General features: G+C 72.8%; 15 protein-coding genes. 9 read left to right on the top strand and 6 right to left on the bottom strand.

Features of this window, described 5'->3' with window-relative positions:
• Window positions 1-41: 41 nt before the first annotated feature.
• From ACFYX4_RS38275 to ACFYX4_RS38265, 3 genes are all read right to left on the bottom strand, one after another.
• Window positions 42-1,616 carry an alpha/beta hydrolase gene (locus tag ACFYX4_RS38275; RefSeq protein WP_389344054.1) on the bottom strand — a complete coding sequence of 525 codons (1,575 nt, stop codon included), beginning with the start codon at window positions 1,614-1,616 and terminating at the stop codon, window positions 42-44.
• A gap of 145 nt (window positions 1,617-1,761) precedes the next feature.
• Window positions 1,762-3,306, bottom strand: a complete 1,545-nt coding sequence (locus ACFYX4_RS38270) for an alpha/beta hydrolase (RefSeq protein ID WP_389344052.1) — start codon at window positions 3,304-3,306, stop codon at window positions 1,762-1,764.
• Between the two features lie 110 nt (window positions 3,307-3,416).
• Window positions 3,417-6,170: a lysylphosphatidylglycerol synthase domain-containing protein gene (locus ACFYX4_RS38265; RefSeq protein ID WP_389344050.1), complete on the bottom strand. Its 2,754-nt coding sequence runs from the start codon at window positions 6,168-6,170 to the stop codon at window positions 3,417-3,419.
• A 186-nt stretch (window positions 6,171-6,356) separates the two neighbouring features.
• Between ACFYX4_RS38265 and ACFYX4_RS38260 the strand changes: the two genes are divergently transcribed.
• From ACFYX4_RS38260 to nudC, 5 genes are all read left to right on the top strand, one after another.
• Window positions 6,357-6,767: an MGMT family protein gene (locus ACFYX4_RS38260; RefSeq protein WP_389344048.1), complete on the top strand. Its 411-nt coding sequence runs from the start codon at window positions 6,357-6,359 to the stop codon at window positions 6,765-6,767.
• Window positions 6,768-7,033: 266 nt separating this feature from the next.
• Complete coding sequence (locus ACFYX4_RS38255) at window positions 7,034-10,795, top strand: UvrD-helicase domain-containing protein (protein ID WP_389344046.1); 3,762 nt, start codon at window positions 7,034-7,036, stop codon at window positions 10,793-10,795.
• 105 nt (window positions 10,796-10,900) lie between these two features.
• Window positions 10,901-14,545 carry a UvrD-helicase domain-containing protein gene (locus tag ACFYX4_RS38250; RefSeq protein ID WP_389344044.1) on the top strand — a complete coding sequence of 1,215 codons (3,645 nt, stop codon included), beginning with the start codon at window positions 10,901-10,903 and terminating at the stop codon, window positions 14,543-14,545.
• A 10-nt stretch (window positions 14,546-14,555) separates the two neighbouring features.
• Window positions 14,556-15,968, top strand: a complete 1,413-nt coding sequence (locus ACFYX4_RS38245; RefSeq protein ID WP_389344042.1) for a dipeptidase — start codon at window positions 14,556-14,558, stop codon at window positions 15,966-15,968.
• A gap of 83 nt (window positions 15,969-16,051) precedes the next feature.
• Window positions 16,052-16,996 (top strand): NAD(+) diphosphatase, encoded by a 945-nt coding sequence (gene nudC, locus ACFYX4_RS38240; protein ID WP_389344040.1) that lies wholly within the window; start codon window positions 16,052-16,054, stop codon window positions 16,994-16,996.
• A 105-nt stretch (window positions 16,997-17,101) separates the two neighbouring features.
• Here nudC and ACFYX4_RS38235 read toward each other — a convergent pair whose 3' ends face one another.
• The gene (locus ACFYX4_RS38235) at window positions 17,102-17,344 is read right to left on the bottom strand and encodes a mycoredoxin (RefSeq protein ID WP_389344038.1); all 243 of its coding nucleotides are present in this window, start codon (window positions 17,342-17,344) and stop codon (window positions 17,102-17,104) included.
• Window positions 17,345-17,440: 96 nt separating this feature from the next.
• On the opposite strand from ACFYX4_RS38235, the gene ACFYX4_RS38230 reads away from it, so the two are divergent.
• The 4 genes from ACFYX4_RS38230 to ACFYX4_RS38215 all read left to right on the top strand — a co-directional run bounded on the left by ACFYX4_RS38230 (window position 17,441) and on the right by ACFYX4_RS38215 (window position 21,089).
• On the top strand, window positions 17,441-19,732 hold the full coding sequence (locus ACFYX4_RS38230) for an ATP-dependent DNA helicase UvrD2 (protein ID WP_389344036.1): 2,292 nt from the start codon (window positions 17,441-17,443) through the stop codon (window positions 19,730-19,732).
• Between the two features lie 167 nt (window positions 19,733-19,899).
• Window positions 19,900-20,226, top strand: coding sequence for a hypothetical protein (locus ACFYX4_RS38225; protein WP_389344034.1), 327 nt, complete (start codon window positions 19,900-19,902; stop codon window positions 20,224-20,226).
• 174 nt (window positions 20,227-20,400) lie between these two features.
• Window positions 20,401-20,769 carry a WhiB family transcriptional regulator gene (locus tag ACFYX4_RS38220; RefSeq protein WP_073754157.1) on the top strand — a complete coding sequence of 123 codons (369 nt, stop codon included), beginning with the start codon at window positions 20,401-20,403 and terminating at the stop codon, window positions 20,767-20,769.
• Window positions 20,766-21,089, top strand: coding sequence for a hypothetical protein (locus tag ACFYX4_RS38215; protein ID WP_389344032.1), 324 nt, complete (start codon window positions 20,766-20,768; stop codon window positions 21,087-21,089). Before ACFYX4_RS38220 ends, ACFYX4_RS38215 begins: the two co-directional genes overlap by 4 nt.
• Window positions 21,090-21,228: 139 nt before the next feature.
• Here ACFYX4_RS38215 and ACFYX4_RS38210 read toward each other — a convergent pair whose 3' ends face one another.
• Window positions 21,229-22,599, bottom strand: a complete 1,371-nt coding sequence (locus tag ACFYX4_RS38210; RefSeq protein ID WP_389344030.1) for an ABC1 kinase family protein — start codon at window positions 22,597-22,599, stop codon at window positions 21,229-21,231.
• Window positions 22,592-23,812, bottom strand: a complete 1,221-nt coding sequence (locus ACFYX4_RS38205) for a TOMM precursor leader peptide-binding protein (RefSeq protein WP_389344028.1) — start codon at window positions 23,810-23,812, stop codon at window positions 22,592-22,594. The genes ACFYX4_RS38210 and ACFYX4_RS38205 overlap by 8 nt, the downstream gene beginning before the upstream one ends.
• Window positions 23,813-24,050: the final 238 nt, after the last annotated feature.

Below are 24,050 nucleotides of genomic sequence, written 5' to 3'. Positions count from 1 at the left end.
GGGGCTTCGCGCACCACGGGTGCCCGGAGCCCCCGCCGTCGTCATGAGCAGACCTTGCCGTCCTTCGGTGCCGTGCCGTTCAGCAGATAGCCGTCCACCGCCGAGTCGACGCAGTCGCTCCCGCTCCCGTACGCGCCGTGTCCCTCGCCCTTCCAGGTGAGCAGCACCCCGACGCCCTTGCCGAGCTCGTCCGCCATTCTCCGCGCGCCCTCGTACGGAGTCGCCGGGTCCCCGGTGTTGCCGACCAGCAGGATCGGCGCCGAGCCCGCCGCGCTCACCTCCGGGGAGTCGAACTGCCCGGCCACCGGCCAGTCGTGGCACCACCCGGCCGTGTCCCAGCCGAGGAAGGAGCCGAACACGGGCGAGATCCTGTCGAACTCCGGCAGCAGCTTCTTCGTCTCCTCCATCGTCGGCCGCTGCTTGTCGTCCAAGCACGATATGACCCGTTGTGAGTGGGTCGTCGTGCCGTAGTGCCCTTCGGTGTTCCGGTCGTTGTAGGCGTCGGCGAGGGGCAGCAGCTCGGAGCCGTCCCCCTCTTCCGCCGCCTCCAGGGCGCTGAGCAGGCTGGGCCAGCTTTCCTTGCTGTACAGCGGCAGCACGATCCCGGTGACCGCGAGCGTCTGGGTGAGTTCGCGCCCGGACGTGGTCGGCAGCGGCTCGGAGTCGATCTGCTTCAGCAGGGCGGCGATCTTCTCGCTGCCCCGCTTCGGGTCCTCTCCGGTCGCCCTGAGGTAGTTGTCGAGCGCCAGCTGGAAGCCCTTGGTCTGGTTCTTGGCGTGACCCACCGTGTCGGCGGTCGGGTCGACCACCGCGTCCAGGACCACCCGCCCCACGTTCTTCGGGAACAGGTGCGCGTAGACGCCGCCGAGTTCGGTGCCGTAGGAGATGCCGAAGTAGTGCAGCTTCTCGTCGCCGAGGACATGGCGCATCAGGTCCATGTCGCGGGCCGTGTCGGTGGTCGAGACGTGGGCCATCTTCTCCCCGGCGTTCTCCTGACAGCCCTCGCCGAAGTCGGTGGCGTCCCGCAGGAAGGCCTGCTCCTCGGCCGCGCTGTCGGGGGTGGAGTCGACCGACTCGGCGGCCTGGATCTCCTTGTCGTCGCGGCAGCGGACCCCGCCCGAGGACCCGACTCCGCGCGGATCCCAGCTGAGCAGGTCGTACCGCTCGTGCAGCGAGGAGGCCATGGAGGCGTACGAGGGCATTGTCGACACCCCGGAGCCGCCCGGGCCGCCGAAGTTGAAGAGCAGCGAGCCGATGCGGTCGTTCCCCTGGGCCTTGGACCGGATCAGGGCGAGGTCGATGGTCTTCCCGTCGGGCCGGGCCCAGTCCAGCGGGGCCTTCAGCGTCGCGCACTGCCAGCCGTCGCCCGGCGCGGAGGCGTCGTCGGTGGACCGGCACCGCCTCCAGTCGAGTTTCTGCGAGGTCAGCGAGGAGGGCAGAGCCGAGGCCGGCAAGCCGCCGGACGGCGCGGTGGCCGACGGTCGGGCGCTGTCCTTCCCCTTGCCGCCCTTGCCGTCCTCGGTGCCCTTGCCGTCGGACGACGAGCCGTCGCCGCAGCCCGCCACCAGCAGTGCGGTGGCGGCCCCCAGCGCCGCCCACCGTGCGAAATGCCCCATGTCTCTTCCCCCTCACAAGCCGTCCGACTGCGTTCGCGAACGGCGGTCATGCCATGGTAGGCGGATCGCGTCCGACCCGTCGGAGCCTGTGGATAACTCTCTGACCTGGGGCTTTATTTGACTGCTCGGGGTTTCCGGGTCCCGGCTAGGAACAGACGGTGCCCGTCGGCGGCACTTTCCCGTCCAGCAGGTAGCCGTCCACTGCCGACCGCACGCACTTGTTCTTGCTGCCATAGGCGCCGTGCCCCTGCCCCCGGTAGGTCAGCTCCACTCCGACGCCCTCGCCCAGCGCGCCCACCATCTTCCGCGCCCCCTCGTAGGGAGTTGCGGGGTCTCCGGTGTTGCCCACGACGAGGATCGGCGCCGAGCCGGGCGCGCTGACGTCGGGATGCTCGGCGGCCCCCGGCACGGCCCAGTCGGTGCAGCTGAGCATCCCCCAGGCGAGGAAGTCCCCGAACAGGGGGGAGGCGGCGCGGAACTGCGGCAGCTTGCCCTGCACGTACTCGGTCGAGTACCGCGGCTTGTCGTCGGCGCAGTTGATGGAGACGTTCGCCGCGGCGATGTTGCTGTACTCGCCGTTCTCGCTGCGGCCGTTCAGCGAGTCGGACAGCAGCATCAGGATCCTGCCGTCCCCGTCGTAGGCCTGATCCAGGCCCTCGGTCAGGTACTCCCAGAAGTCCTGCGAGTACAGCGCCTGCGCGATGCCGTTGGTCGCGGCGCTCTGGGTCAGCTCACGGGGGAAGATCCCGGGGATCGGCCGGCTGTCGAGGTCCTTCAGCAGACGGGCGATCCGGTCCTTGACGTCTTGGGCGGTGTCCCCGACGGGGCAGTCCTCGACCTTCGACGTGCAGTCCGCGGCGTAGTTGTCCAGCGCGAGCTGAAAGCCCCTGGCCTGCCCCAGCGAGCCCTGCTCGGGCGTCTGCGTCGGGTCCACGACCGCGTCGAAGACGGCCCGCCCCACGTTCTTCGGGAACAGATGAGCGTAGACGCCGCCGAGTTCGGTGCCGTAGGAGATGCCGAAGTAGTGCAGCTTCTCGTCGCCGAGGACCTGGCGCATCAGGTCCATGTCACGGGCCGCGTCGGTGGTGCGCACATGCGGCAGCACCTGCTTGGAGTTCTTCTCGCACGCGCCGTTGAACTCCTGGACGTTGTCCACGAGGGTGGCGCGCTCGGCGTCGTCGTCCGGTGTCATGTCCTGCTGGAAGTAGGCGTCGAGCTGCTGGTCGTTCTCGCAGCGCACGCCCGCGCTGCGGCCGACCCCGCGAGGGTCGAAACTCACCAGGTCGTAGCGGGTGCGCAGGGTCGCGTAGTCCTCGGCGAACGCGGGCAGGGTGGCGACGCCGGAGCCGCCGGGGCCGCCGAAGTTGAACAACAGGGAGCCGATCCGCCGGCTCGGCTCGCCGCTTGCCTCGGCCCGGATCAGCGCGATGCCGATCGTGTCCCCCTTGGGCTCGGCCCAGTCCAGGGGCGCCCGCATGGTGGCGCACTTCCACTGGTCGCCGTCGGGCAGCGGGGAGGGCGCGCTGCCCCCGCCCTCCGCCTGCGACGGCGCCGGGCAGTCCTCCCACGTCAGTTCCTGCGCCGTCAGGTCCTGCTCCTGGGAGTCGCCGCCGCAGCTCGCCGCCACGGAGGACGACAGGAGGACGGCGACGGTCAGGGCGGCGGCGCGCAGACGGGAGGGGTTCGGCATGAACCCATCCTGAGGTCGCGCGAGCGCCCGCGCGCGGGGCCACGGTCCGTACGAGGTACGGATGATCCGCACCGCCGCCGTCGCCGCGGACTTGACGCGGTCGCGTCGGCCTAGAGCGCTCCCTTGCGGGACAGATGGTTGAAGGCCAGCCAGCCCGGCAGCACCGGGATCCACAGCGTGAGCAGCCGGAACAGCAGAACGGCCGGCGCGGCGACCTCCTTGGGCAGGCCGACCGCGATCAGGCCGACCGTCAGCGTCGCCTCGACCGCGCCGACACCGCCCGGCGTCGGGGCGGCCGAGCCGAGCGCGTTGCCCGCGAGGAAGACGACGGCGACGCTGGCGATGCTGATCGAGGCGTTCTCGTCGCCGAACGCGCGGATCGACGCGTCCAGGCACATCACGAAGCAGGCGGTGAGCAGCAGCATGCCGCCGATGCCGGTGACCAGCTTCTGGGGGCGCTGGAGCACGTCCAGCATGCGCGGCACGACACCCGCGAAGAGCGACCTCACGCGCGTGACGACGAACTTCCGCAGGAACGGCACGGAGGTGACCACGAGCACCAGCACCGCCACCGTCAGCAGGCCCGCGATGACCGTGCGGGACGGCGACAGCGACGGCGTCTTCTCGGTGCCGGTGAGATAGCCGAACGACAGCAGCATCAGGATGTGGCAGCCGAGCCCGAACAGCTGCGAGGCACCCACGCTCGCCACCGCGAGCCCCGGCCGCACGCCCGCGCGTTGCAGGAAGCGCGTGTTGAGGGCGACCCCGCCGACCGCGGCCGGGGCGACGATCTTCACGAAGGACCCGGCGACCTGCGCCGCCACCGTCCGCGGGAAGGGCACCCGCTCCGGCACGAACCCCAGCAGGCTCATCGCCGCGGCCACATAGCTCAGCGCCGAGAACAGCACCGCCGCGGCGACCCAGCCCCACTCGGCGTTGGCGACGAGCGGGCCGAACTCGATGTGTGTGAGCTGCGTCAGCAGGAAGTAAGCGCCGAAGGCGCCGGCGATGAAGCTGATCAGCGTGCGCGGACGCACCCGCTCCAGCCGGGCCGGCTCCACCGGCGCCTGGGGCCGGATCCGCAGCACCTCGTGCCGGATCTGCGTCAGCAGGTCCTCCTCGCGGGCCTCCTCCAGCGCCTCGTCGAGGGCCCGCTTCTCCGCCCGCGCCTCCGCGCGCTCCGCCTTCTTGCCGACCTTGTCGAGGGTCACCACGGGAGCGTCGCCGGACGCCTCGTGACGGGCCTGCTTGGCCTGCTGGGACGCCTCCAGCACCGCGTCGCGCTCGCGCTGCGCCCGCTCCCGGGCCAGCCTGCGCAGCGTCGCGCGCGTGGAGCGGCTCAACGCGATCGGCTGGAGCATCGGCAGACAGTCGGCCACGGCGTCGGGGCCCAGCACGCCCACCGCCGAGGCGACCGCGCGCTCCGCGCCCACCCTGAGCCCGAGCGTCACCAGCAGCTGGGAGGTGTCCATGCGCAGCAGCAGATCGCCGGCCGCGATCTCGCCGACGCGCAGGTCGGTGAGGATGACCGTGCCGGAACGATCCACCAGGATCGCGTCGCCCACCAGCCTGCGGTGCGCGATGCGCCGGGACTGGAGGGCGCGCACCTGGTCCCAGGTTTCCCGCAGCAGGTCGTCGGTGATCTCCTCGTCCGGCAGCGAGTCGAGGGTGCGTCCGCCGGAGTGCTCGTAGACGAGCATCACGGCGTCGGGGCCGAGCTCGGAGGTCGCGATCAGCTTGGGCGCGTTGGCACCGGCCGCGATGGCCGCGTAGGCGAGCAGCGCCTCCTGCTCCAGCGCCTGGCGCAGCGACTGGAGGCTGCTGCGGGTGGCGAAGCCGCGCAACGTCAGATTGCGCCACGCGCGGTAGAAGAAGCCCTGCGCCTGCTGCTCACGGTCGACGACCGTGACGTCCAGCGGCGGACCGTCCTCCAGGGTGACGAAGTAGCGGCGGCCCCGGTCGCCGGTCTCCGGCGTGTCGGCGACCTCCTGGCGGGCCGCGCTGACCGGGCGGAAGCCGACGTGCCGAAGGCCCGCCATCAGGGTCCGGCCGGTGGGGCGGACGTTGGGCGAGCCGACCGCGTAGAGCGTGCCGTACGCCACCGTCCAGCCGATCAGGACCGTCAGGATGATCGAGAACGGCGTCGTATAGCCGGTGACCAGCATCGAGAAGGCGTCGAGAAGCAGCACGATCCACAGCACGGCCCGCCAGCGCGGCCGGCGGGACATGCCGACGGCCGTCATGTACGCGATCACCGGCGCGAGATAGCCGTGCACGGGATCGGTGAGGGCGGTGATGTCACCGGGGGAGGGCTGGGTGAGGGCCTCCGCGATCGATTCCGGGGCCGCCTTGGCCACCCACAGGTCGGTGGCGAGGGTGATCCCGTGCGCGAGGACGGCCGCGAGCACGCCGTCGGCGATGCGCAGTCCGTCCCGTTTGATCAGGCGTTCGATGGCGAAGGCGACGGGGACGAGCAGGATGGCGATGCTGGACGCCAGACCGGCGATCTTGATGAGGAGATCGGGAGCCTGCCCCGTCCCCTTGTTGATGTCCTGTTCCAGGCCCGAGGTCGTTCCGTGCGCAAAGGCGGCGATGGCGAGCAGGACGATCACGCCGAGCACGCCCACCAGCAGCCGCATCAGGTCCGAGGGGCGGTGCACGCGCGCGGGGAGCAGCGGTTCGTCGCCCTCGACCTCGTCGATGTGCGTCACTTCGACCAGTTCGGAGTTCTGATCCGCGTCCTTTCGCGCAGCCTTCTTCGCGGTCGCTTTCGCGTTCCGCTCCGCCTTGTCCGCGGGGTCCGGGCGCGCCGCAGCGTCAGAGGTGCCCTCCGCGCCCTCGGGATGCACACCCTGCTGCTTCATCGTCTCTTCTTGATCTCGTATCACCGGTCACCGCCCGCACGATGGTGGCATGCCCCACCGACACACGGGGGCATCAGGGTGCAAATGCGGGATCGCACAGTCTGCCCCAAGCGTCGCCCCGGGGCGAGGGTCACTCACCGTCGCGGGCAGGTCGCGTTGTCGGTGGCGTGGGGCAGGATGGGACGGATGAGCGAGCTGAGCCTTCCGGACGACGCCCGTCCGGAGTACGACGACGCCCGCCCGGAGCACCCGGACGACGCGCTGCCCGAGTACGCCGAGCGGGTCCTCGAGGTGGCCGAGTCGATCCCGTCCGCGCGGGTCATGACATACGGGGACGTCGCCGAGTGGCTCGGGGAGGGCGGGCCCCGGCAGGTCGGCCGGGTGATGGCCCTCTACGGGGGCGCCGTCCCCTGGTGGCGCGTCGTGCGCGCCGACGGGGTGCTGCTGCCGGGCCACGAACTGCGGGCCCTGGACCACTACCGCGCGGAGGGCACACCCCTGAAGGAGGCGAGCAGAGCCGCCGAGGGCCATCTGCCGCGGCTCGACATGCGACGCGCGCGATGGGACGGCGGCGAACGTGCGGAGGGTCACACCTGACAGCTTCCGCCATCGGCCGTGTCCGATGGGAGCCCATCGCCCATACGGAGGAATCGGGGCACGTCGGCGGCATGGCGTACGTTCGAGAGGCGTGGGGCATGCGTGGCCCGCGGGCCGCACGGGGCACGAGGGAAGAAGCGGAAGCCGTCCTTCAAGGCAACCTGTCGGCGTAGCGTCGCCCGCACGCGTCCCCCTCATCCCGCGACCACCGCTCTCCCCGAGCGATGCTCCGCCAACCAGCACACCCACCAGGACCGGCGAACCACGTGAGCTCCTCTTCCTCCACCAGGCGCCTGTCGCACCCTTCAGGGCGACAGGGGAGTCGTGGCGCTTACCGACTGGTACGTACCCCGCCGGCCTCAGTCGATCCCCCTCGTCTTGACGCCGCGCAGCGCTCCGTGGTTGACCACGCCGCCGGGCCGCTGCTCGTGCTGGCGGGGCCGGGCACCGGCAAGACCACCACCCTCGTCGAATCCGTGGCGGCCCGCGTCGCCCGCGGCGACGACCCCGCGCGCATCCTGGTGCTGACCTTCAGCCGCAAGGCCGCCGTCGAACTCCGCGACCGCATGGCGCTGCGCATGGGCGCCGCCCGCGCCCCCCAGGCGACCACCTTCCACTCGTACTGCTACGCCCTGGTCCGCGCCCACCAGGACAGCGACCTGTTCGTCGAACCGCTGCGGCTGCTGTCCGGCCCCGAGCAGGACGTGGCCGTGCGGGAACTGCTCGCGGGCCAGCTCGACCTGCAACGGCTGGGCCTCGCGCACGTGCGCTGGCCGGACGAACTGCGCGCCTGCCTCACCACGCGCGGCTTCGCCGACGAGGTCCGCGCGGTGCTCGCCCGCAGCCGCGAACTCGGCCTGGGCCCCGACGCCCTGGACGCCTTCGCCGGGCGCATCGGCCGGCCCGACTGGCGGGCCGCGGCCTCCTTCCTCGCCGAGTACCTCGATGTCCTCGACCTGCACGGCGTGATCGACTACGCCGAACTCGTCCACCGCGCGGTCCTCCTCGCCCACCGCCCGGAGGTCGCCCAGCGGCTCGCCGCCCGGTACGACGCCGTCTACGTCGACGAGTACCAGGACACCGACCCGGCCCAGGTACGGCTGCTGCACGCCCTCGCCGGCGGGGGGCGCACCCTGGTCGCCTTCGGCGACCCCGACCAGTCGATCTACGCCTTCCGGGGCGCGGACGTGAACGGCATCCTGGAGTTCCCCCGCGCCTTCCCGCGCCCCGACGGCCGTCCGGCCCCCGTGGAGGTCCTGCGGGCCTCCCGCCGCTCCGGCGCAGCCCTGCTGGCCGCCACCCGCCTGCTGACCCAGCGGATGCCCCTGACCCGGCTCCCCGCGGAGAAGGTCCGCGCCCACCGCGAACTCGCCCCGGTGCGCGAGGGCGGCCGCGTCGACGTGTACACGTACCCGACGGCCGGCACCGAGCTGGACAACATCGCCGACGTGCTGCGCCGCGCGCACCTGGAGGACGGCGTGCCGTGGGGCGAGATGGCCGTCCTGGTGCGCGCCGGCGCCCGCACCATCCCGACGGTCCGTCGCGCCCTCACAACCGCCGGCGTCCCCCTCGACATCGACGGCGACGACCTCCCCCTGCGCCACGAACCGGCCGTCGCACCCTTGCTGACGGCACTGCGCGCGGTGGCGCTGGCGGAATCGGGTGCCGTGGCGGAGTCGGGCGTGTCGGGGGAGTCGGGTGCGTCGACGGTGGTGGGCGCGTCGGGGGAGGCAGCCGCCGCGGCGGCGGGGGAGGCCGGCCAGCAGGAGGCGGACGCGACGGGAGTGGGGGCGGCCCGAGCGGAGGGGGCCGAGCCGGGCACTGGGGCCGGGGCTCTTCCTGAGCACGAGGCCGACGCCGAGGCTGTTTCTTCGTCCCAGGCCGAGGCCGAAGCCGCCCCCGAGCCCAAGGCTGAGGCTGGGACCGACCCTGCGCGCGAGGCCGGCACTGGCACCGTCCCTGAGCACCAGGCCGACGCCGGGACCGACGCTGCGCACGAGGCTGGCACCGGTACTGCCTCTGAGCCCCAGGCCGACGGAGAGGTCGTCCCTGAGCACGAAGTCGACGCGCGGGCCGGCAGCCCTGATTCCCAGGCCGACGTCGAGGCCGGCGGGGGCGAGGCGAGGTCCGGGCCCGGGTGGCTCGACGTCGAGACCGCTCTCACTCTGCTCGCCTCCCCCCTCGCCGGCATGGACGCCGCCGACCTCCGCCGCCTCGGGCGCGCCCTGCGCGAGGAGGAGCGGGCCGCGGGGAACCCGCTGCCGCCGCCCTCCGACGAACTGCTCGCGCGGGCGCTCGCCGAGCCGGAACGGCTGGTCACGCACGACCCGACGTACGCGCGCGGAGCCCAGCGCCTCGGCGCGCTGCTGCGCAAGGCACGTGAGCGGCTCGCCGGCGGCGGCACGGCCGAGGAGGCGCTGTGGGACCTGTGGGACGGCACCCCCTGGCCCACTCGTCTGGAGCGGGCCGCCCGGCGCGGCGGCGCGGCCGGCCGCAACGCCGACCGCGACCTGGACGCCGTGTGCGCGCTGTTCGCAACCGCCGCGCGCGCGGAGGAACGCACCGGAGGCCGGGGCGCCCTGAACTTCCTCGCCGAGATCGAGGCCGAGGACATCGCCGCCGACACCCTCACGCGACGCGCCGTACGCCCCGACGCCGTCCGCCTGATGACCGCGCACCGCGCGAAGGGCCTGGAGTGGAGCCTGGTCGTTGTGGCCGGCGTCCAGGAGGGACTGTGGCCGGATCTGCGCCGCCGCGGCTCCCTGCTGGAGGCCGACCGCATCGGCCGCGACGGGCTCGCCGAACCGCTCACCCCGGGCGCCCTGCTCGCCGAGGAGCGCCGCCTCTTCTACGTGGCGGCCACGCGCGCGCGTGACCGTCTCGTCGTCACCGCCGTGAAGGCCCCCGCCGACGACGGCGACCAGCCCTCACGCTTCCTCACCGAACTCGGCGTCGAACCCAAGGACGTCACGGGCCGCCCGCGCCGCCCCCTGTCCGTCGCCGCGCTGGTCGCCGAACTGCGCGCCACGACGGTCGACCCGCGCGCGTCCGCCGTCCTCAGGGAGGCGGCCGCCCGCCGGCTGGCCAGGCTCGCCGCGCTCTCCGACGAGGACGGCCGGCCGCTGGCGCCGTCGGCGCACCCGTACCGCTGGTGGGGCATGTTCGAGCCGACCGAGAGCAAGGTGCCGCTGCGCGACCGCGACCGGCCCGTGGCGCTCTCCGGCAGCGCGCTGGACCAGCTCGCCAACACCTGTGCGCTCCAGTGGTTCCTGGGCCGCGAGGTGAAGGCCGACGCCCCCGCCACCGTCGCCCAGGGCTTCGGCAACGTCGTGCACGTCCTCGCCGACGAGGTCGCCTCCGGGCACACCCCGGCCGACCTGGCCGTCCTCATGGAGCGCCTGGAATCGGTGTGGAACGCGCTGGCCTTCGACGCCCCCTGGAAGTCGGAACAGGAGAAGGCCAACGCGCGCGTGGCGCTGGAACGCTTCCTGACCTGGCACGTCGACTCCGGGGGCGTCCGTACAGGCCGTACGCCCGTCGCCAGCGAGCACGACTTCGACGTCACCCTGGGCGCGGGCGACTACGAGGTGCGCATCCGCGGCCAGATGGACCGCGTCGAGGCGGACGGCGAGGGCCGCGCCTACGTCGTCGACTTCAAGACCGGCAAACAGGCGCCCACCGCGCGCGAGGTGGAACGCCACCCGCAGCTCGCCGTCTACCAGCTCGCCGTCCGCGAGGGCGCCGTCGACGAGGCCTTCGACGGGGTGCGTCCCGAGCCGGGCGGCGCCGAACTCGTCCATCTGCGCCAGGGAGCCGCCAAACGGGACGGCGGCGACAGCCTGCCCAAGGTGCAGGCCCAGGACGCCCTGGAAGGAGCCGCGGGGGAGTGGGTCGGCGACCTGCTCGCCACCGCGGCCGGCAAGGTCCTCGACGAGCGCTTCACGCCCACCGCCGGGCAGCACTGCACGCACTGCGCGTTCCGGGCCTCGTGCAGCGCGCGCCCCGAGGGACGTCACGTGGTGGAGTGAGCACACCGGTGTGACGGACCGCACCACCCGCGCTGACCTGCGCTTCTCGCGGGACGGCGGGCGATTTGTCATCGACTGTCAGTGCCCGCCGCTAGCCTTCCCGACATGCCCGCCCGCATCACCGACGCCGAGCAGCTCAAAGAACTCCTCGGCATCCCGTTCACCCCGGAGCAGACGGCCTGCATCACCGCGCCGCCCGCCCCGCAGGTGATCGTGGCCGGAGCCGGGTCGGGCAAGACGACGGTCATGGCCGCGCGCGTGGTGTGGCTGGTGGGTACCGGACAGGTCGCTCCCGAGCAGGTCCTCGGCCTGACCTTCACCAACAAGGCCGCCGGCGAGCTCGCCGAGCGCGTCCGCAAGGCGCTGGTCAAGGCCGGCGTCACCGACCCCGACGTCATCGACCCCGACAACCCGCCGGGCGAGCCGGTGATCTCCACCTACCACTCCTTCGCGGGCCGGCTGCTGACCGACCACGGCCTGCGCATCGGCCTGGAGCCGACCTCCCGCCTGCTCGCCGACGCCACCCGCTACCAGCTCGCCGCGCGCGTGCTGCGCGAGGCGCCCGGCCCCTACCCGGCGCTCACCCGCTCCTTCGCCGACCTGGTCAGCGACCTCCTCGCCCTCGACGCCGACCTCGCCGAGCACCTCGTCCGCCCCGAGGACCTGCGCGCGTGGGACGCCGAACTGCTGCACACCCTGGAGGGCGCCAAGCTCAGCAACGCCGACCTGCGCAAGGCGCCCGAGGCCGCGGCGGCCCGGCGTGAACTCGCCGACCTGGTGCGGCGCTACCGGGCCGCCAAGCGCGAACGCGACCTGCTCGACTTCGGCGACCAGATCGCCCAGGCGGCGCGGCTCGGCCAGGTCGCCGAGGTCGGCCGGATCCTGCGCGACGAGTTCCGGGTCGTCCTCCTGGACGAGTACCAGGACACCTCGGTCGCCCAGCGCATCCTGCTCGCCGGCCTCTTCGGCGGCGGCACCGGCCATCCCGTCACCGCCGTCGGCGACCCCTGCCAGGCGATCTACGGCTGGCGCGGCGCCTCCGTCGCCAACCTCGACGACTTCCCCGAGCACTTCGCCCACGCCGACGGCCGCCCCGCCACCCGGCAGGCGCTCAGCGAGAACCGCCGCAGCGGCGGCCGCCTCCTCGACCTCGCCAACGGCCTAGCCGAGCCCCTGCGCGCGATGCACGCGGGCGTGGAGGCCCTGCGCCCCGCTCCGGGAGCCGAACGCGACGGAGTGGTGCGCTGCGCCCTCCTGAGCACCCACGCCGAGGAGATCGACTGGATCGCCGACTCCATCGCCCACTTGGTCGGCACAGGGAAGGCGCCCGGCGAGATCGCCGTCCTGTGCCGCACGGCCACCGACTTCGCGGAGATCCAGGCCGCGCTGGTCGCCCGGGACGTGCCGGTGGAGGTCGTGGGCCTCTCCGGGCTGCTGCACCTGCCGGAGGTCGCCGACCTCGTCGCCGTCTGCGAGGTCCTCCAGGACCCCGGCGCCAACGCCTCCCTGGTGCGGCTGCTCACCGGCCCCCGCTGGCGCATCGGCCCGCGCGACCTCGCCCTCCTGGGGCGGCGGGCACGCCTGTTGGTGTCCCACGCGCGCGGGGACGACGCCGAAGACCCCGACCGACGTCTCGCCCACGCCGTCGAAGGCGTAGACCCGGCCGAGGTGGTCTCGCTCGCCGACGCCCTCGACACCTTCCTGGAGTCACCCCTCTACGGCGCCGACGGCACCAGGGAGGACGACGGACTGCCCTTCTCGCCGGACGCGCGCGTACGGTTCGCCCGGCTCGCCGCCGAACTGCGCGACCTGCGCCGCTCCCTCGCCGACCCGCTGATGGACGTCCTGCACCGCGTCCTCGCCGTCACCGGCCTCGAAGTGGAGCTGTCGGCGTCCCCGCACGCCCTGGCCGCCCGCCGGCGCGAGACCCTGTCGAACTTCCTCGACATCGCCGCCTCCTTCGCCGCCGGCGAGAACGAGGCGAGCCTGCTCGCCTTCCTCGCCTTCCTGCGCACCGCCGCCCAGTACGAGAAGGGCCTCGACAACGCCCTGCCCGGCGGCGAGAACACCGTCAAGGTGCTCACCGCACACAAGTCCAAGGGCCTGGAGTGGGACGTCGTCGCCGTCCCCGGCCTGGTCGACGGCACGTTCCCCAGCGGCCAGGGCCGCGAGAAGTGGACCGCCCAGGCCAAGGTGCTGCCGCACGCCCTGCGCGGCGACGCCGACACCCTCCCCGACATCGGCTCCTGGGACTCCCGGGGCATGAAGGCCTTCCACGAGGCCATGAAGGACCACCAGCACACCGAGGAACTCCGCCTCGGCTACGTCACCTTCACCCGCCCCCGCTCCCTGCTCCTCGGCTCCGGCCACTGGTGGGGCCCCACGCAGAAGAAGCCGCGCGGGCCCTCCGCCTTCCTCCAGGCCCTCCACGACCACTGCGCGGCCGGCCACGGCGAGATCGAGGCCTGGGCCGACGAACCGGAGGAGGACGCGGAGAACCCCGCCTTCCACGCGGCCACCGCCGACCATGTCTGGCCGCTGCCCCTGGACCCCGGCGCCCTGGCCCGCCGCCGCACCGCCGCCGAGACCGTCCTCGCCCACCTGGACAGCCTCGCCCACTTGGACAGCCTTGCCGCTGCCGAGGACGACCGCCCCGCCGCCGCGCTCGCCCCCGAGACCTACGACGACCCCGACTGGCCGTCACCGCCACCGGACGAGGACGCGCCCGTCCCCGACGAGCCGCCCTTCGAGGAGGACCCGTACGACGAGCCGCCCCTCGACGAGGATCCCTTCGACGCGCCGCTCTTCGACGAGCCGCCGCACGACGAACGGCCTCACGAACGGCCTCGCGACAAGCACTCCCCGGCCCGCCGCCCCACCGTCCCGCACCAGGCCTCGCCCCCCGAGCCCCCCGCCGCGCGCCCCCGCCCGCCCGAGCCGGAGCCGCGGCGCACCCCCCTCAGCCCAGAGGAGGCCCGCCTCACCCCCGAGGAGGCCCGCACGATCGACTCCTGGGACCGCGACCTCGATGCGCTCACCGGAGAGCTCCTCCGCGCCCGGCGGAGCGTCACTGACGTCCCCCTGCCGACCACCCTGACCGCGTCGCAGCTGCTGCGCCTGGCCGCCGACCCGGACGGTTTCGCGCAGGAACTCGCGCGCCCCATGCCGCGCCCCCCGCAGCCGGCCGCCCGCCGGGGCACCCGCTTCCACGCCTGGGTCGAGGCCCGCTTCGAGGAACTGACGCTGCCCCTGCTCGGCCCGGACGAACTGCCCGGCGAGGACGCGGAGATCGACGACGAACGCGACCTGGAGAACCTCAAGGACGCCTTCGAGCGCACCGAGTACGCCCGCCGCACCCCCCACCGCGTCGAGGCCCCCTTCCAGCTCGCCCTCGCCGGCCGCGTCATCAGGGGGCGGATCGACGCCGTCTACAAGGAGAGCGACGGCGGTACGACGACGTACGAGATCGTCGACTGGAAGACCAACCGGGGCCGCACCGCCGACCCCCTCCAGCTCGCGCTGTACCGGCTCGCCTGGGCCGAGCAGCAGGGCGTGCCCGTGGAATCCGTCACAGCCGCGTTCGTGTACGTGCGCACCGGAGAGGTCGTACGCCCCGAGGGACTGCCGGACCGTGCCGTGCTGGAGCGCCTGTTGACGCGGGACGAGGCCGCCGGGGACGACCTCGCGGAGCCGGTCGCGTGGGAGGACCGCGCGCAGCCGCCCGGCGAGGATGTCGCCGCGGGCCGATAGGCTCGTGACCATGAGCCATCCCGTTGACAGTGCCGTCAGCGCCGTCCGCACGTACATCGCGCGTCACCGTGCCGCCTTCCTCGACGACCTCGCCGAGTGGCTGCGCATCCCGTCGGTGTCGGCGCAGCCCGACCACGCCCCCGACGTACGGCGCAGCGCGGACTGGCTCGCCGCGAAGCTCAAGGAGACCGGCTTCCCGACCGCCGAGGTCTGGCAGACGCCGGGCGCGCCCGCCGTCTACGCCGAGTGGCCCTCCGGCGACCCCTACGCGCCCACGATCCTGGTCTACGGCCACCACGACGTGCAGCCCGCCGCCCGTGAGGACGGCTGGGACAGCGACCCCTTCGAACCCGTCGTCCGCGACGACCGCCTCTACGCGCGCGGGGCGGCCGACGACAAGGGACAGGTCTTCTTCCACACCCTGGGCGTCCGCGCCCACCTCGCCGCCACCGGCCGCACCGCCCCCGCCGTCAGCCTCAAGCTGCTGATCGAGGGCGAGGAGGAGTCCAGCTCCCCGCACTTCCGCGCCCTGGTCGAGGAGAACGCCGGACGGCTCGCCGCCGACGCCGTGATCGTCTCCGACACCGGCATGTGGTCCGAGGACACGCCCACGGTGTGCACCGGCATGCGGGGGCTCGCCGAGTGCGAGGTCCGGCTGTCCGGCCCCGACCAGGACATCCACTCCGGCTCCTTCGGCGGCGCCGTGCCCAACCCGGCCACCGCGGCGGCCCGGCTGATCGCCGCCCTGCACGACGAGCACGCGCGGGTGGCCGTCCCCGGCTTCTACGACGGGATCGTCGAGCTCACCGACCGCGAACGCGAACTCTTCGCCGAGCTGCCCTTCGACGAGCGGCGGTGGCTGAGCACCGCCAAGTCCCACGCCGCCCACGGCGAGGCCGGACACACCACCCTGGAGCGCGTCTGGGCCCGCCCCACCGCCGAGGTCAACGGCATGGGCGGCGGCTACCAGGGCCCCGGCAGCAAGACGATCATCCCGTCCTCGGCCTTCGTGAAGCTGTCCTTCCGGCTGGTCGCGGGCCAGGACCCCGACAAGGTCGAGAAGGCCGTCCGCGCGTGGGCCGAAGCACAGGTGCCCGCGGGGATCAGGCACGAGATCACCTTCAGTCCCGCCACCCGGCCCTGTCTGACCCCGCTGGACCACCCGGCCCTGCAAGCCGTGGTCCGCGCCATGGGCCGCGCCTTCGAAGGCCCCGTCCGCTTCACGCGCGAGGGCGGCTCGGGGCCCGCCGCCGACCTCCAGGAAGTCCTCGGGGCACCCGTGCTCTTCCTCGGCATCTCCGTCCCGTCCGACGGCTGGCACGCCCCGAACGAGAAGGTCGAACTGAGCCTCCTCCTCAAGGGCGTCGAGACCGCCGCCCACCTGTGGGGCGACCTCGCCGAGACCTGGCGCCGCGCGCCCTGACGGCCTCACGGTCGTCCCCTGCCGTACGTCCTGCTGAACCGCCCGCCGAAACCACCGTTCCACCGGGGGAGTTGGAAGCACCCGTGACCACCTGGACCGACCAGAACGCCGACCGGCCCGTCTCGCTCACCGCACCGAGCGGCATCGACCGCGCCGCCCACCACCGGCTCGACGAGGCCTGGCTCGCCGCGGCATGGAGCCACCCCACGACGCGTTGCTTCGTCGTCTCCGGCGGCCAGGTCCTCATCGACGAGACGTCCGAGGGCCGGACCGAACTCGTCATGACCCCGTCCTTCGAAGCGCCCCTCACCGAGGCCCACCGTTACTTCCTCGGCACCGACGAGGACGGCGTCAGCTACTTCGCCCTCCAGAAGGACGCGCTGCCCGGCCGTATCGACCAGTCGGCCCGCCCGGCCGGACTGCGCGAGGCCGGACTGCTGCTGTCACCGCGTGACGTCGGCCTGATGGTGCACGCCGTCGGCCTGGAGAACTGGCAGCGCACCCACCGCTTCTGCTCCCGCTGCGGCGAGCGCACGGTCATCGCGGCCGCCGGTCACATCCGCCGCTGCCCCGCCTGCGGGGCCGAGCACTATCCGCGCACCGACCCCGCGGTGATCATGGCGGTGACGGACGAGGAGGACCGCATCCTGCTCGGCCGCCAGGTCCACTGGCCCGAGGGCCGCTTCTCGACCCTCGCGGGCTTCGTCGAGCCCGGCGAGTCCATCGAGCAGGCCGTGCGCCGCGAGGTCTTCGAGGAGGTCGGCGTCAGCGTCGGGCAGGTCGACTACATCGCCAGCCAGCCCTGGCCGTTCCCGTCCAGCCTCATGCTGGGCTTCGTCGCCCGCGCCACCTCCACCGCCATCGACGTCGACGGCGACGAGATCCACGAAGCCCGCTGGTTCTCCCGCGACGAACTCGGCGCGGCCTTCGAGTCCGGCGAGGTCCTGCCGCCCTACGGCATCTCCATCGCGGCCCGCCTGATCGAGCTCTGGTACGGCAAGCCGCTGCCGACCCGCAGCTTCGTGTGACGCGACGCGAGAAGTCCCGCGAGGAGAACAGGCACGCAGAGAGAAGGGCGGTCCCCGAGGTACTTCGCAGTACCTCGGGGACCGCCCTCATCGCCCAGCCGTGGGTTACGCGCCGACCTTCTGCTTGACCTGGGCCAGCGAAGGGTTCGTCAGCGTCGAGCCGTCGGGGAAGAGCACCGTCGGCACCGTCTGGTTTCCGCCATTCGCCTTCTCCACGAAGGCCGCGGACTCCGGGTCCTGCTCGATGTTGATCTCTTCGTACGCGATGCCCTCGCGGTCCATCTGGCTCTTCAGCCGGCGGCAGTAGCCGCACCACGTGGTGCTGTACATCGTCACGGTGCCCGGCATCTCGGCGCGCTCCTTCGGTGGGTCGGGGATGTCTGGTCGCAGTGGAGGAACGTCCGCACAGGCGTCGCCATTCCCGCGAGGAGACCGCTCCGCGACGTGACGCCTGCCGCATTAGTACGACTGCGAAGGCCCGCCTGTGGACAACCGTCCCACCGGTCTCCGGCGACCTGGCAGCATGGCTGTGTGACAGCAGCAACGCATTCCACCCTCTTCCCGCAGGTACCGGACTCGGCCGACGCGGTGCTCGAAGGGCTCGACCCCGAGCAGCGCGAGGTGGCCACGGCCCTGCGCGGTCCGGTGTGCGTGCTGGCGGGAGCCGGTACGGGCAAGACCCGGGCCATCACCCACCGCATCGCCTACGGGGTCCGCGCCGGGATCCTCCAGCCCTCCAGCGTGCTCGCCGTCACCTTCACCAACCGCGCCGCCGGCGAGATGCGCGGCCGGCTGCGCCAGCTCGGCGCGCAGGGCGTCCAGGCCCGCACCTTCCACTCCGCCGCCCTGCGCCAGCTCCAGTACTTCTGGCCGAAAGCAGTCGGTGGCTCCCTGCCCCGGCTCGTCGACCGCAAGATCCAGCTCGTGGCCGACGCGGCGGCCGCCTGCCGCATCCGCCTCGACCGGGGCGAACTGCGGGACGTCACCGCCGAGATCGAGTGGTCCAAGGTCACCCAGACCGTCCCCGCCGACTACGCCCTCGCCGCCGTCAAGGCGGGCCGTGACGCCCCTCGCGACCCCGCCGAGATCGCCCAGCTCTACGCCGCCTACGAGGACCTCAAACGGCAGCGCTCCGTCATCGACTTCGAGGACGTCCTGCTGCTGACCGTCGCCGTCCTCCAGGACCGGCGCGACATCGCCGACCAGGTCCGCGCCCAGTACCAGCACTTCGTCGTCGACGAGTACCAGGACGTCAGCCCCCTTCAGCAGCGTCTGCTGGAGCTGTGGCTCGGCGAGCGGGACGACCTGTGCGTGGTCGGCGACGCCAGCCAGACGATCTACTCCTTCACGGGCGCCACCCCCGACCACCTCCTCGACTTCCGCACCCGCCACCCCGGCGCCACCGTCGTCAAGCTGGTCCGCGACTACCGCTCCACACCGCAGGTGGTGCGCCTCGCCAACGGTCTGCTCGCCCAGGCCCGGGGCCGCGCCGCCGACCACCGTCTGGAGCTGATCTCCCAGCGCGGCCCGGGGCCCGAACCGGCCTACTCCGAGCACACCGACGAGCCCGCCGAGGCCGAGGGCGCCGCCCGCCGTATCCGCGAACTGCTCGCCGCCGGCGTCCCCGCTGCCGAGATCGCCGTCCTGTTCCGCACCAACGCCCAGTCCGAGACCTACGAACAGGCCCTCGCCGACCTCGGCATTCCCTACCAGCTGCGCGGCGCCGAGCGGTTCTTCGACCGCCCCGAGGTGCGCAAGGCCATCGTCTCCCTGCGTGGCTCGGCCCGGTTCAGCGGCAACGACACGTTCCTCGAAGACGCCGTCGACCTGCCCTCCCAGGTGCGGGCGGTGCTGTCCGGCGAGGGCTGGACCGCGCAGCCCCCGGCCGGCTCCGGCGCGGTCAGAGAGCGCTGGGAGTCGCTGGCCGCCCTGGTCAACCTGGCCCAGGACTTCTCCGCCGCCAGATCCGGCGCCACCCTCGCCGACCTGGTCGCCGAGCTCGACGAGCGGGCGAACGCCCAGCACGCGCCGACCGTGCAGGGCGTCACCCTCGCCTCCCTGCACTCGGCCAAGGGCCTGGAGTGGGACGTCGTCTTCCTGGTCGGCGTCGCCGAGGGCATGATGCCGATCACCTACGCGAAGACCGACGAGCAGATCGAGGAGGAGCGCCGTCTCCTCTACGTCGGGGTCACCCGGGCCCGCGAAAGGCTCCATGTCTCCTGGGCGCTGTCCCGCTCGCCCGGCGGACGCCCCAGCCGTCGCCCCAGCCGCTTCCTGGACGGGTTGCGCCCCGGCACGGGAGCCGCCGCGGGCCGGGGCGGATCCGCGGCCTCGGGAGGCGTCGAGCGCGGCTTCAGCAGCGCGGCGACGGGAGTGTCCGCCGTGCCGCGGCGGACGCAGCGCACTCCGGCTCGCTGCCGGGTCTGCGGGCGCAGTCTCACCGAGGCCGGGGAGATGAAGCTGATGCGCTGTGAGGACTGCCCCTCGGACATGGACGAGGGCCTCTACGAGCGGCTGCGTTCCTGGCGCGCGATCCAGGCGGGACGCAACGGGCAGCCCGCGTTCTGCGTCTTCACGGACAAGACCCTCGTCGCGATCGCCGAGACGGTCCCCGAGGAGGCGGGGGAGCTGGCGCGGATCCCGGGTGTCGGCATGCGCAAGTTCCACCGCTACGGAGCCGATGTGCTCGCCATCTGCGCAGGCCAGGATCCGGCGGAAGAGGCCGGACAAGACTGATCCGAACTCGTCGAAAAAATAGTTTGCGCATGCCCCGGCAATCCCCATAGGTTCTTAGGCACGAGAACAGAGGCCTTCTCCAAGGCCCTGATCCCGTGCTCTACTTACATATCCGTCGGACCGGGCTCACCCCTGGTCCCCCGAGACGCCGAGAGGAGGCGATTCCAGTGATCATCAACAACACCAGCTCCACCAGCACCGTCAAACTGACCGATCGCTCGATCGTCTCCATGTGCATGCTCGGCGCCTCGAACCTGGGCACCGGTCTGTCCGGCATTCGCGCCGATCGGCCGGCGTCCTCCTCCGTTGCCCCCGCGGGCCTCCTCGTCCGCGAGCGCAGCGAGCGACCGACCAAGGCACTGGAAGCGGCAGTAGTGGCACAGGCGAAGGCCTATGCCTTTACGGCGACCGGTGCCGGGTTCCGGGAGCAGACGACGCAGCACCACCTGATGTGGGCCTTCCGTGGGCCAGAACCCTGGAGTGATCCAGCCTGATCATCGATCAGGCCGGCGCCTTCAGGGCCGCGGAACCCCATCCGGGATCCGCGGCCCTTCTGTTTGTCCTCCAACGGGGATGACGGAGCGAAGGGGCCTCGGGACAAGAAAAGAACCCGGTACCAGCCGCCACCGGCCCTACAGGGCCGACCGACCAGACGAGGAAGACGAACCGTGCAACTCGAAGCGCACGCCCCGTCCGTACCGCCTTCCGAAACGATCCCCCCGCCCGGCCTCACGGAGGACCCCACCTTGACCCCGCTCACCGCGCTCACCGCGCTCGACGACGCCATCGAGAACCTCGGCGTACCCGTCCCCTGCCGCTCCTACGACCCGGAGGTCTTCTTCGCCGAGTCGCCCGCGGACGTCGAGTACGCCAAGTCCCTCTGCCGCACCTGCCCGCTGATGGAGGCCTGCCTCGCCGGCGCCAAGGAGCGGCGTGAGCCCTGGGGCGTCTGGGGTGGCGAACTGTTCGTCCAGGGCGTCGTCGTCGCCCGGAAGCGGCCGCGTGGCCGCCCGCGCAAGAACCCGGTCACGGCATGAACACCGCAGGAACGATCGACCGTCCCCTCACGCACGACCCCAAGAAGCAGGCCCCGATGAAGCCGTCCACCAGCGAGCCCGCCGGCTCCGCGACTGAAGACGTCACCACCACCGGCGCGAACGACTCGCGTCAGAACAGGACCCGAGAGATGCAACTCATCCCAGAAGCCCTGGCTCGTGCGCATATGCACGACCGACTGCACGAGGCCGAGCGGGAACGCCGGGCCATGCGCCTGGCGACCGCCCGCCGGATGCAGCGTCGGGCCGAGCGCGCTTCCCTGCGCGCCCGCCGGGCGCTCGCGATGGCCGTGATGCAGTAACCCTTCCCACCTGAAGCGGTGGCCTCCCGACAGGGGAGGCGAAGCTCTCCCCGCGGGGGCCGGTCCGTCCGAACGGACCGGCCCCCGCAGTGCGTTGAGACGCCGCACGCCTCACGCCCACGTCCTGCGCCTCGCGCTCTTACGCCTCCGCCACCGACTCCTCCGCCTCCAGCTCCTCCTCCGGGACGAACCCCGGCAGCCACGCCTCCAGCTCCTCGCGCAGCCGTACCGTCGCGCCGAGCTGGCACAGCACTCCGATCGTGCTCAGCGTCACCCGGTGGATCAGCAGATACGCCGGGGGCAGGTTGAGCTGCTTGCCCAGCTGGTGGGCGGGGGAGCGGGGGTCGGCGATCCGGGCGGCCTGACTGCGGATCCAGTCCCGGGTGAAGGTGAACTCCTCCACCCGGGCCGGCTCGATGATCGGCAACAGGTAGTCCAGGACGGCGTCCGGGTCCAGCTCTATGGACTTCTTGACGAAGCCCTCCGTACACAGCAGTTCGTAGACCGCTTCCGCCTCGCCGTCGAGCGTCATCCGCAGCGACTCGCCGATGGGCTGCGGCAGGCCGCCCGCCAGCCGGTCCACGGTGCCGAAGTCCAGCACGCCCAGACGCCAGTCGTCCTCGCCCTCCGGTCCGCCGGGCAGCAGACGGAAGTTGCCGGGGTGCGGGTCGGCGTGCAGCAGGCCGGTGCGGGCCGGGCCGGAGAAGAGGAAGCGGGACAGCAGCTGACCGGCACGGTCCCGCTGCTCCCGGGTGCCGTCGGAGATCACCTCGGACAGCGGCACGCCGTCGATCCACTCGGTGACCAGGACCTGGTCGCCCTGGTGGACCACCGTTGGGACCACGACATCGGGATCGTCGGCGAACTCCTCCGCGTGGGCCTGCTGGGCCTGCGCCTCCAGGCCGTAGTCCAACTCCTCGGAGACCCGGTCCCGGAGCTCGGTGATCAGCGGCTTGACGTCCATGCCGGGCACGAGGGGCCCCAACAGGCGGGCAAAGCGGCTGAGTTGGGTCAGGTCCGACAGCAGGGCCTCACCCGCCCCGGGGTACTGCACCTTGACCGCGACCTCGCGCCCGTCGTGCCACACCGCCCGGTGCACCTGGCCGATCGAGGCCGCCGCGGCCGGCTTGTCGTCGAACTCCAGGAACAGGTCCGACCAGTCCTCGCCGAGCCGCTCGGCGAGCGCGGCGTGCACCGTGCGGGTCGGCATCGGCGGCGCGGCCTCCTGGAGCTTGGTGAGCGCCGCGCGGTAGGGGCCGGCGACCTCCTCGGGCAGGGCTGATTCGAAGACGGACAGCGCCTGCCCGAACTTCATCGCACCGCCCTTCAACTCGCCGAGAACCTTGAACAGTTGATCGGCGGTGCGCTGTTGCAGCTCGCGGCCGACGATCTCCGCGGACTCGCCCACGATGCGCTTGCCCAGGCCCCAGGTGGCCCGGCCGGCGAAGCCGAGCGGGAGCGCGGCGAGCTTGGCGGTCCGGGTGACCGCCTTCCGGGGAAGATCAGACATGCGCCCTCCAGGTCCCAGCAAGCCGCGCCGCTTCTGCCGTACGGCGTAACTCCGTCGAATGCCGTTGCTCCGCCATTGTCGCGCGCGACCCCGGCTCCTCGGGGGCAGTGTGTTCCTCCTTACCTTTCTCCGCCGCGCCGCACGGGCACGCGGCGTGTGCCCATACCGGTCGCGCATGCCATTGGAGCGTCGGCACCGAGACCTCCCAGCGCGCTCCCACGCTGGACGGGAGCCCGCCGTCGAGGAAGGCGATCGCGTGCGCGGCAGCCAGCCCGGCGACGGTCGTGGCCAGCGTCAGATCGCAGGCGCGGGCCGGGCGCCGCCGCCCTCCGCAGTGCCACTGCGCCACCAGACGCGGCCAGGCGGGATCCCGGTCGGTGCGCCCCTGGTGCAGACAGCCCGCGCATCCCGTCTCCCCGGGGAGCACCAGCGGACCCACCACACCGGTCGCCTCCACCACTCCCGCGAACAGATGCGGAGTGCCCGAAGCGATCAGAGGCGCGGCCTCCGACGGCACGGGCGCGTGCACGGACACATCGTCACGCGGGGCGAGGATCACCAGGGAGAAGCCGGGCGAGTCCGGCTCGGCCGGGGACCTCGCGCTCCTGCGCGGCGGGCGGTCAGGAGCCGCCCGGCGCGCCGCCCTCCGCGCGGCCTCGTCCCGACGCTCGCCGACCGCCTCCACCGGCAGCCCGCCCGGCGCGACGTCCCCCGGCTCCACCCGGCCGCCGTCGCGGACGTCCACCTCGCCGATCCCCGCCCCTGCCAGCAGCGAGGCCAGCACCGAGCCCACCCGTCCCGCGCCGCGCACCTGCACCCGCATCCGGCGTCGCGCCGCCAGCCGGGCCGCCGCCTCGCCCGGCTCCGAGGTGGTCAGGGACAGCGAGGCCAGGTCGGGGCGCAGCCGCTCCAGGACGTCCTTCTTCTCCCGCAGCGCGTCGGCGTCCGGCCCGCCTCCGCGGGCGTCGTCCAGCAGTCCCGCCCGCGCCAGCCGTTTCACCAGCAGATCGACATGATCGTCGGGCAGGTCCATGCGTGTGCCCTCCTCCCGCAGGAGCGGCAGCCCACGGGTGCCGTCCAGCAGGTCCAGGAAGCTGCCCGTCGCGGTGTCCACCGGACCGAGCGTCATCGCGTGCGCCGGAGTCATGCCGAACTGCACGGTGTTGAGGTCACGCCAGCCGCGCCGCAGCGCGGGCTTCACCATCGGATGCATCGAGAACCCCCGTCGGCCCGAGACCGCGGCCCCGCGCCGCGATCAGCCTGCACCTGCGTACACCGGCGGAGCGGAGGCGTGGGGACGGCCTCGCTCCGCCGGCTCGTGCCAGCATGCCGGGCGCCGTCGACGGCCGCCGAAAGTTGTCCACAGGCCGGGGGATTCGTCGTACAAATCCGTCGAACGTGGCGAACGGACCGTCTCGGCTCGCAACCCGACCGTCCCGGAGTCGGGACTT

Source organism: Streptomyces sp. NPDC002328 (assembly GCF_042890065.1).
Classification (GTDB): Bacteria; Actinomycetota; Actinomycetes; order Streptomycetales; family Streptomycetaceae; genus Streptomyces.
This window is presented reverse-complemented; position numbering and strand designations above follow the sequence as displayed.

What these genes read in the sequence shown, in the direction of transcription:
- ACFYX4_RS38260 (WP_389344048.1), top strand. Translation starts at nt 6,357, where the DNA reads ATGAGCGAGCTGAGCCTTCCGGACGACGCCCGTCCGGAGTACGACGAC.
- ACFYX4_RS38235 (WP_389344038.1), bottom strand. Translation starts at nt 17,344, where the DNA reads ATGCCGGGCACCGTGACGATGTACAGCACCACGTGGTGCGGCTACTGC.
- ACFYX4_RS38250 (WP_389344044.1), top strand. Translation starts at nt 10,901, where the DNA reads ATGCCCGCCCGCATCACCGACGCCGAGCAGCTCAAAGAACTCCTCGGC.
- ACFYX4_RS38270 (WP_389344052.1), bottom strand. Translation starts at nt 3,306, where the DNA reads ATGCCGAACCCCTCCCGTCTGCGCGCCGCCGCCCTGACCGTCGCCGTC.
- ACFYX4_RS38210 (WP_389344030.1), bottom strand. Translation starts at nt 22,599, where the DNA reads ATGTCTGATCTTCCCCGGAAGGCGGTCACCCGGACCGCCAAGCTCGCC.
- ACFYX4_RS38275 (WP_389344054.1), bottom strand. Translation starts at nt 1,616, where the DNA reads ATGGGGCATTTCGCACGGTGGGCGGCGCTGGGGGCCGCCACCGCACTG.
- ACFYX4_RS38215 (WP_389344032.1), top strand. Translation starts at nt 20,766, where the DNA reads ATGAACACCGCAGGAACGATCGACCGTCCCCTCACGCACGACCCCAAG.
- ACFYX4_RS38205 (WP_389344028.1), bottom strand. Translation starts at nt 23,812, where the DNA reads ATGCATCCGATGGTGAAGCCCGCGCTGCGGCGCGGCTGGCGTGACCTC.
- ACFYX4_RS38245 (WP_389344042.1), top strand. Translation starts at nt 14,556, where the DNA reads ATGAGCCATCCCGTTGACAGTGCCGTCAGCGCCGTCCGCACGTACATC.
- ACFYX4_RS38265 (WP_389344050.1), bottom strand. Translation starts at nt 6,170, where the DNA reads ATGAAGCAGCAGGGTGTGCATCCCGAGGGCGCGGAGGGCACCTCTGAC.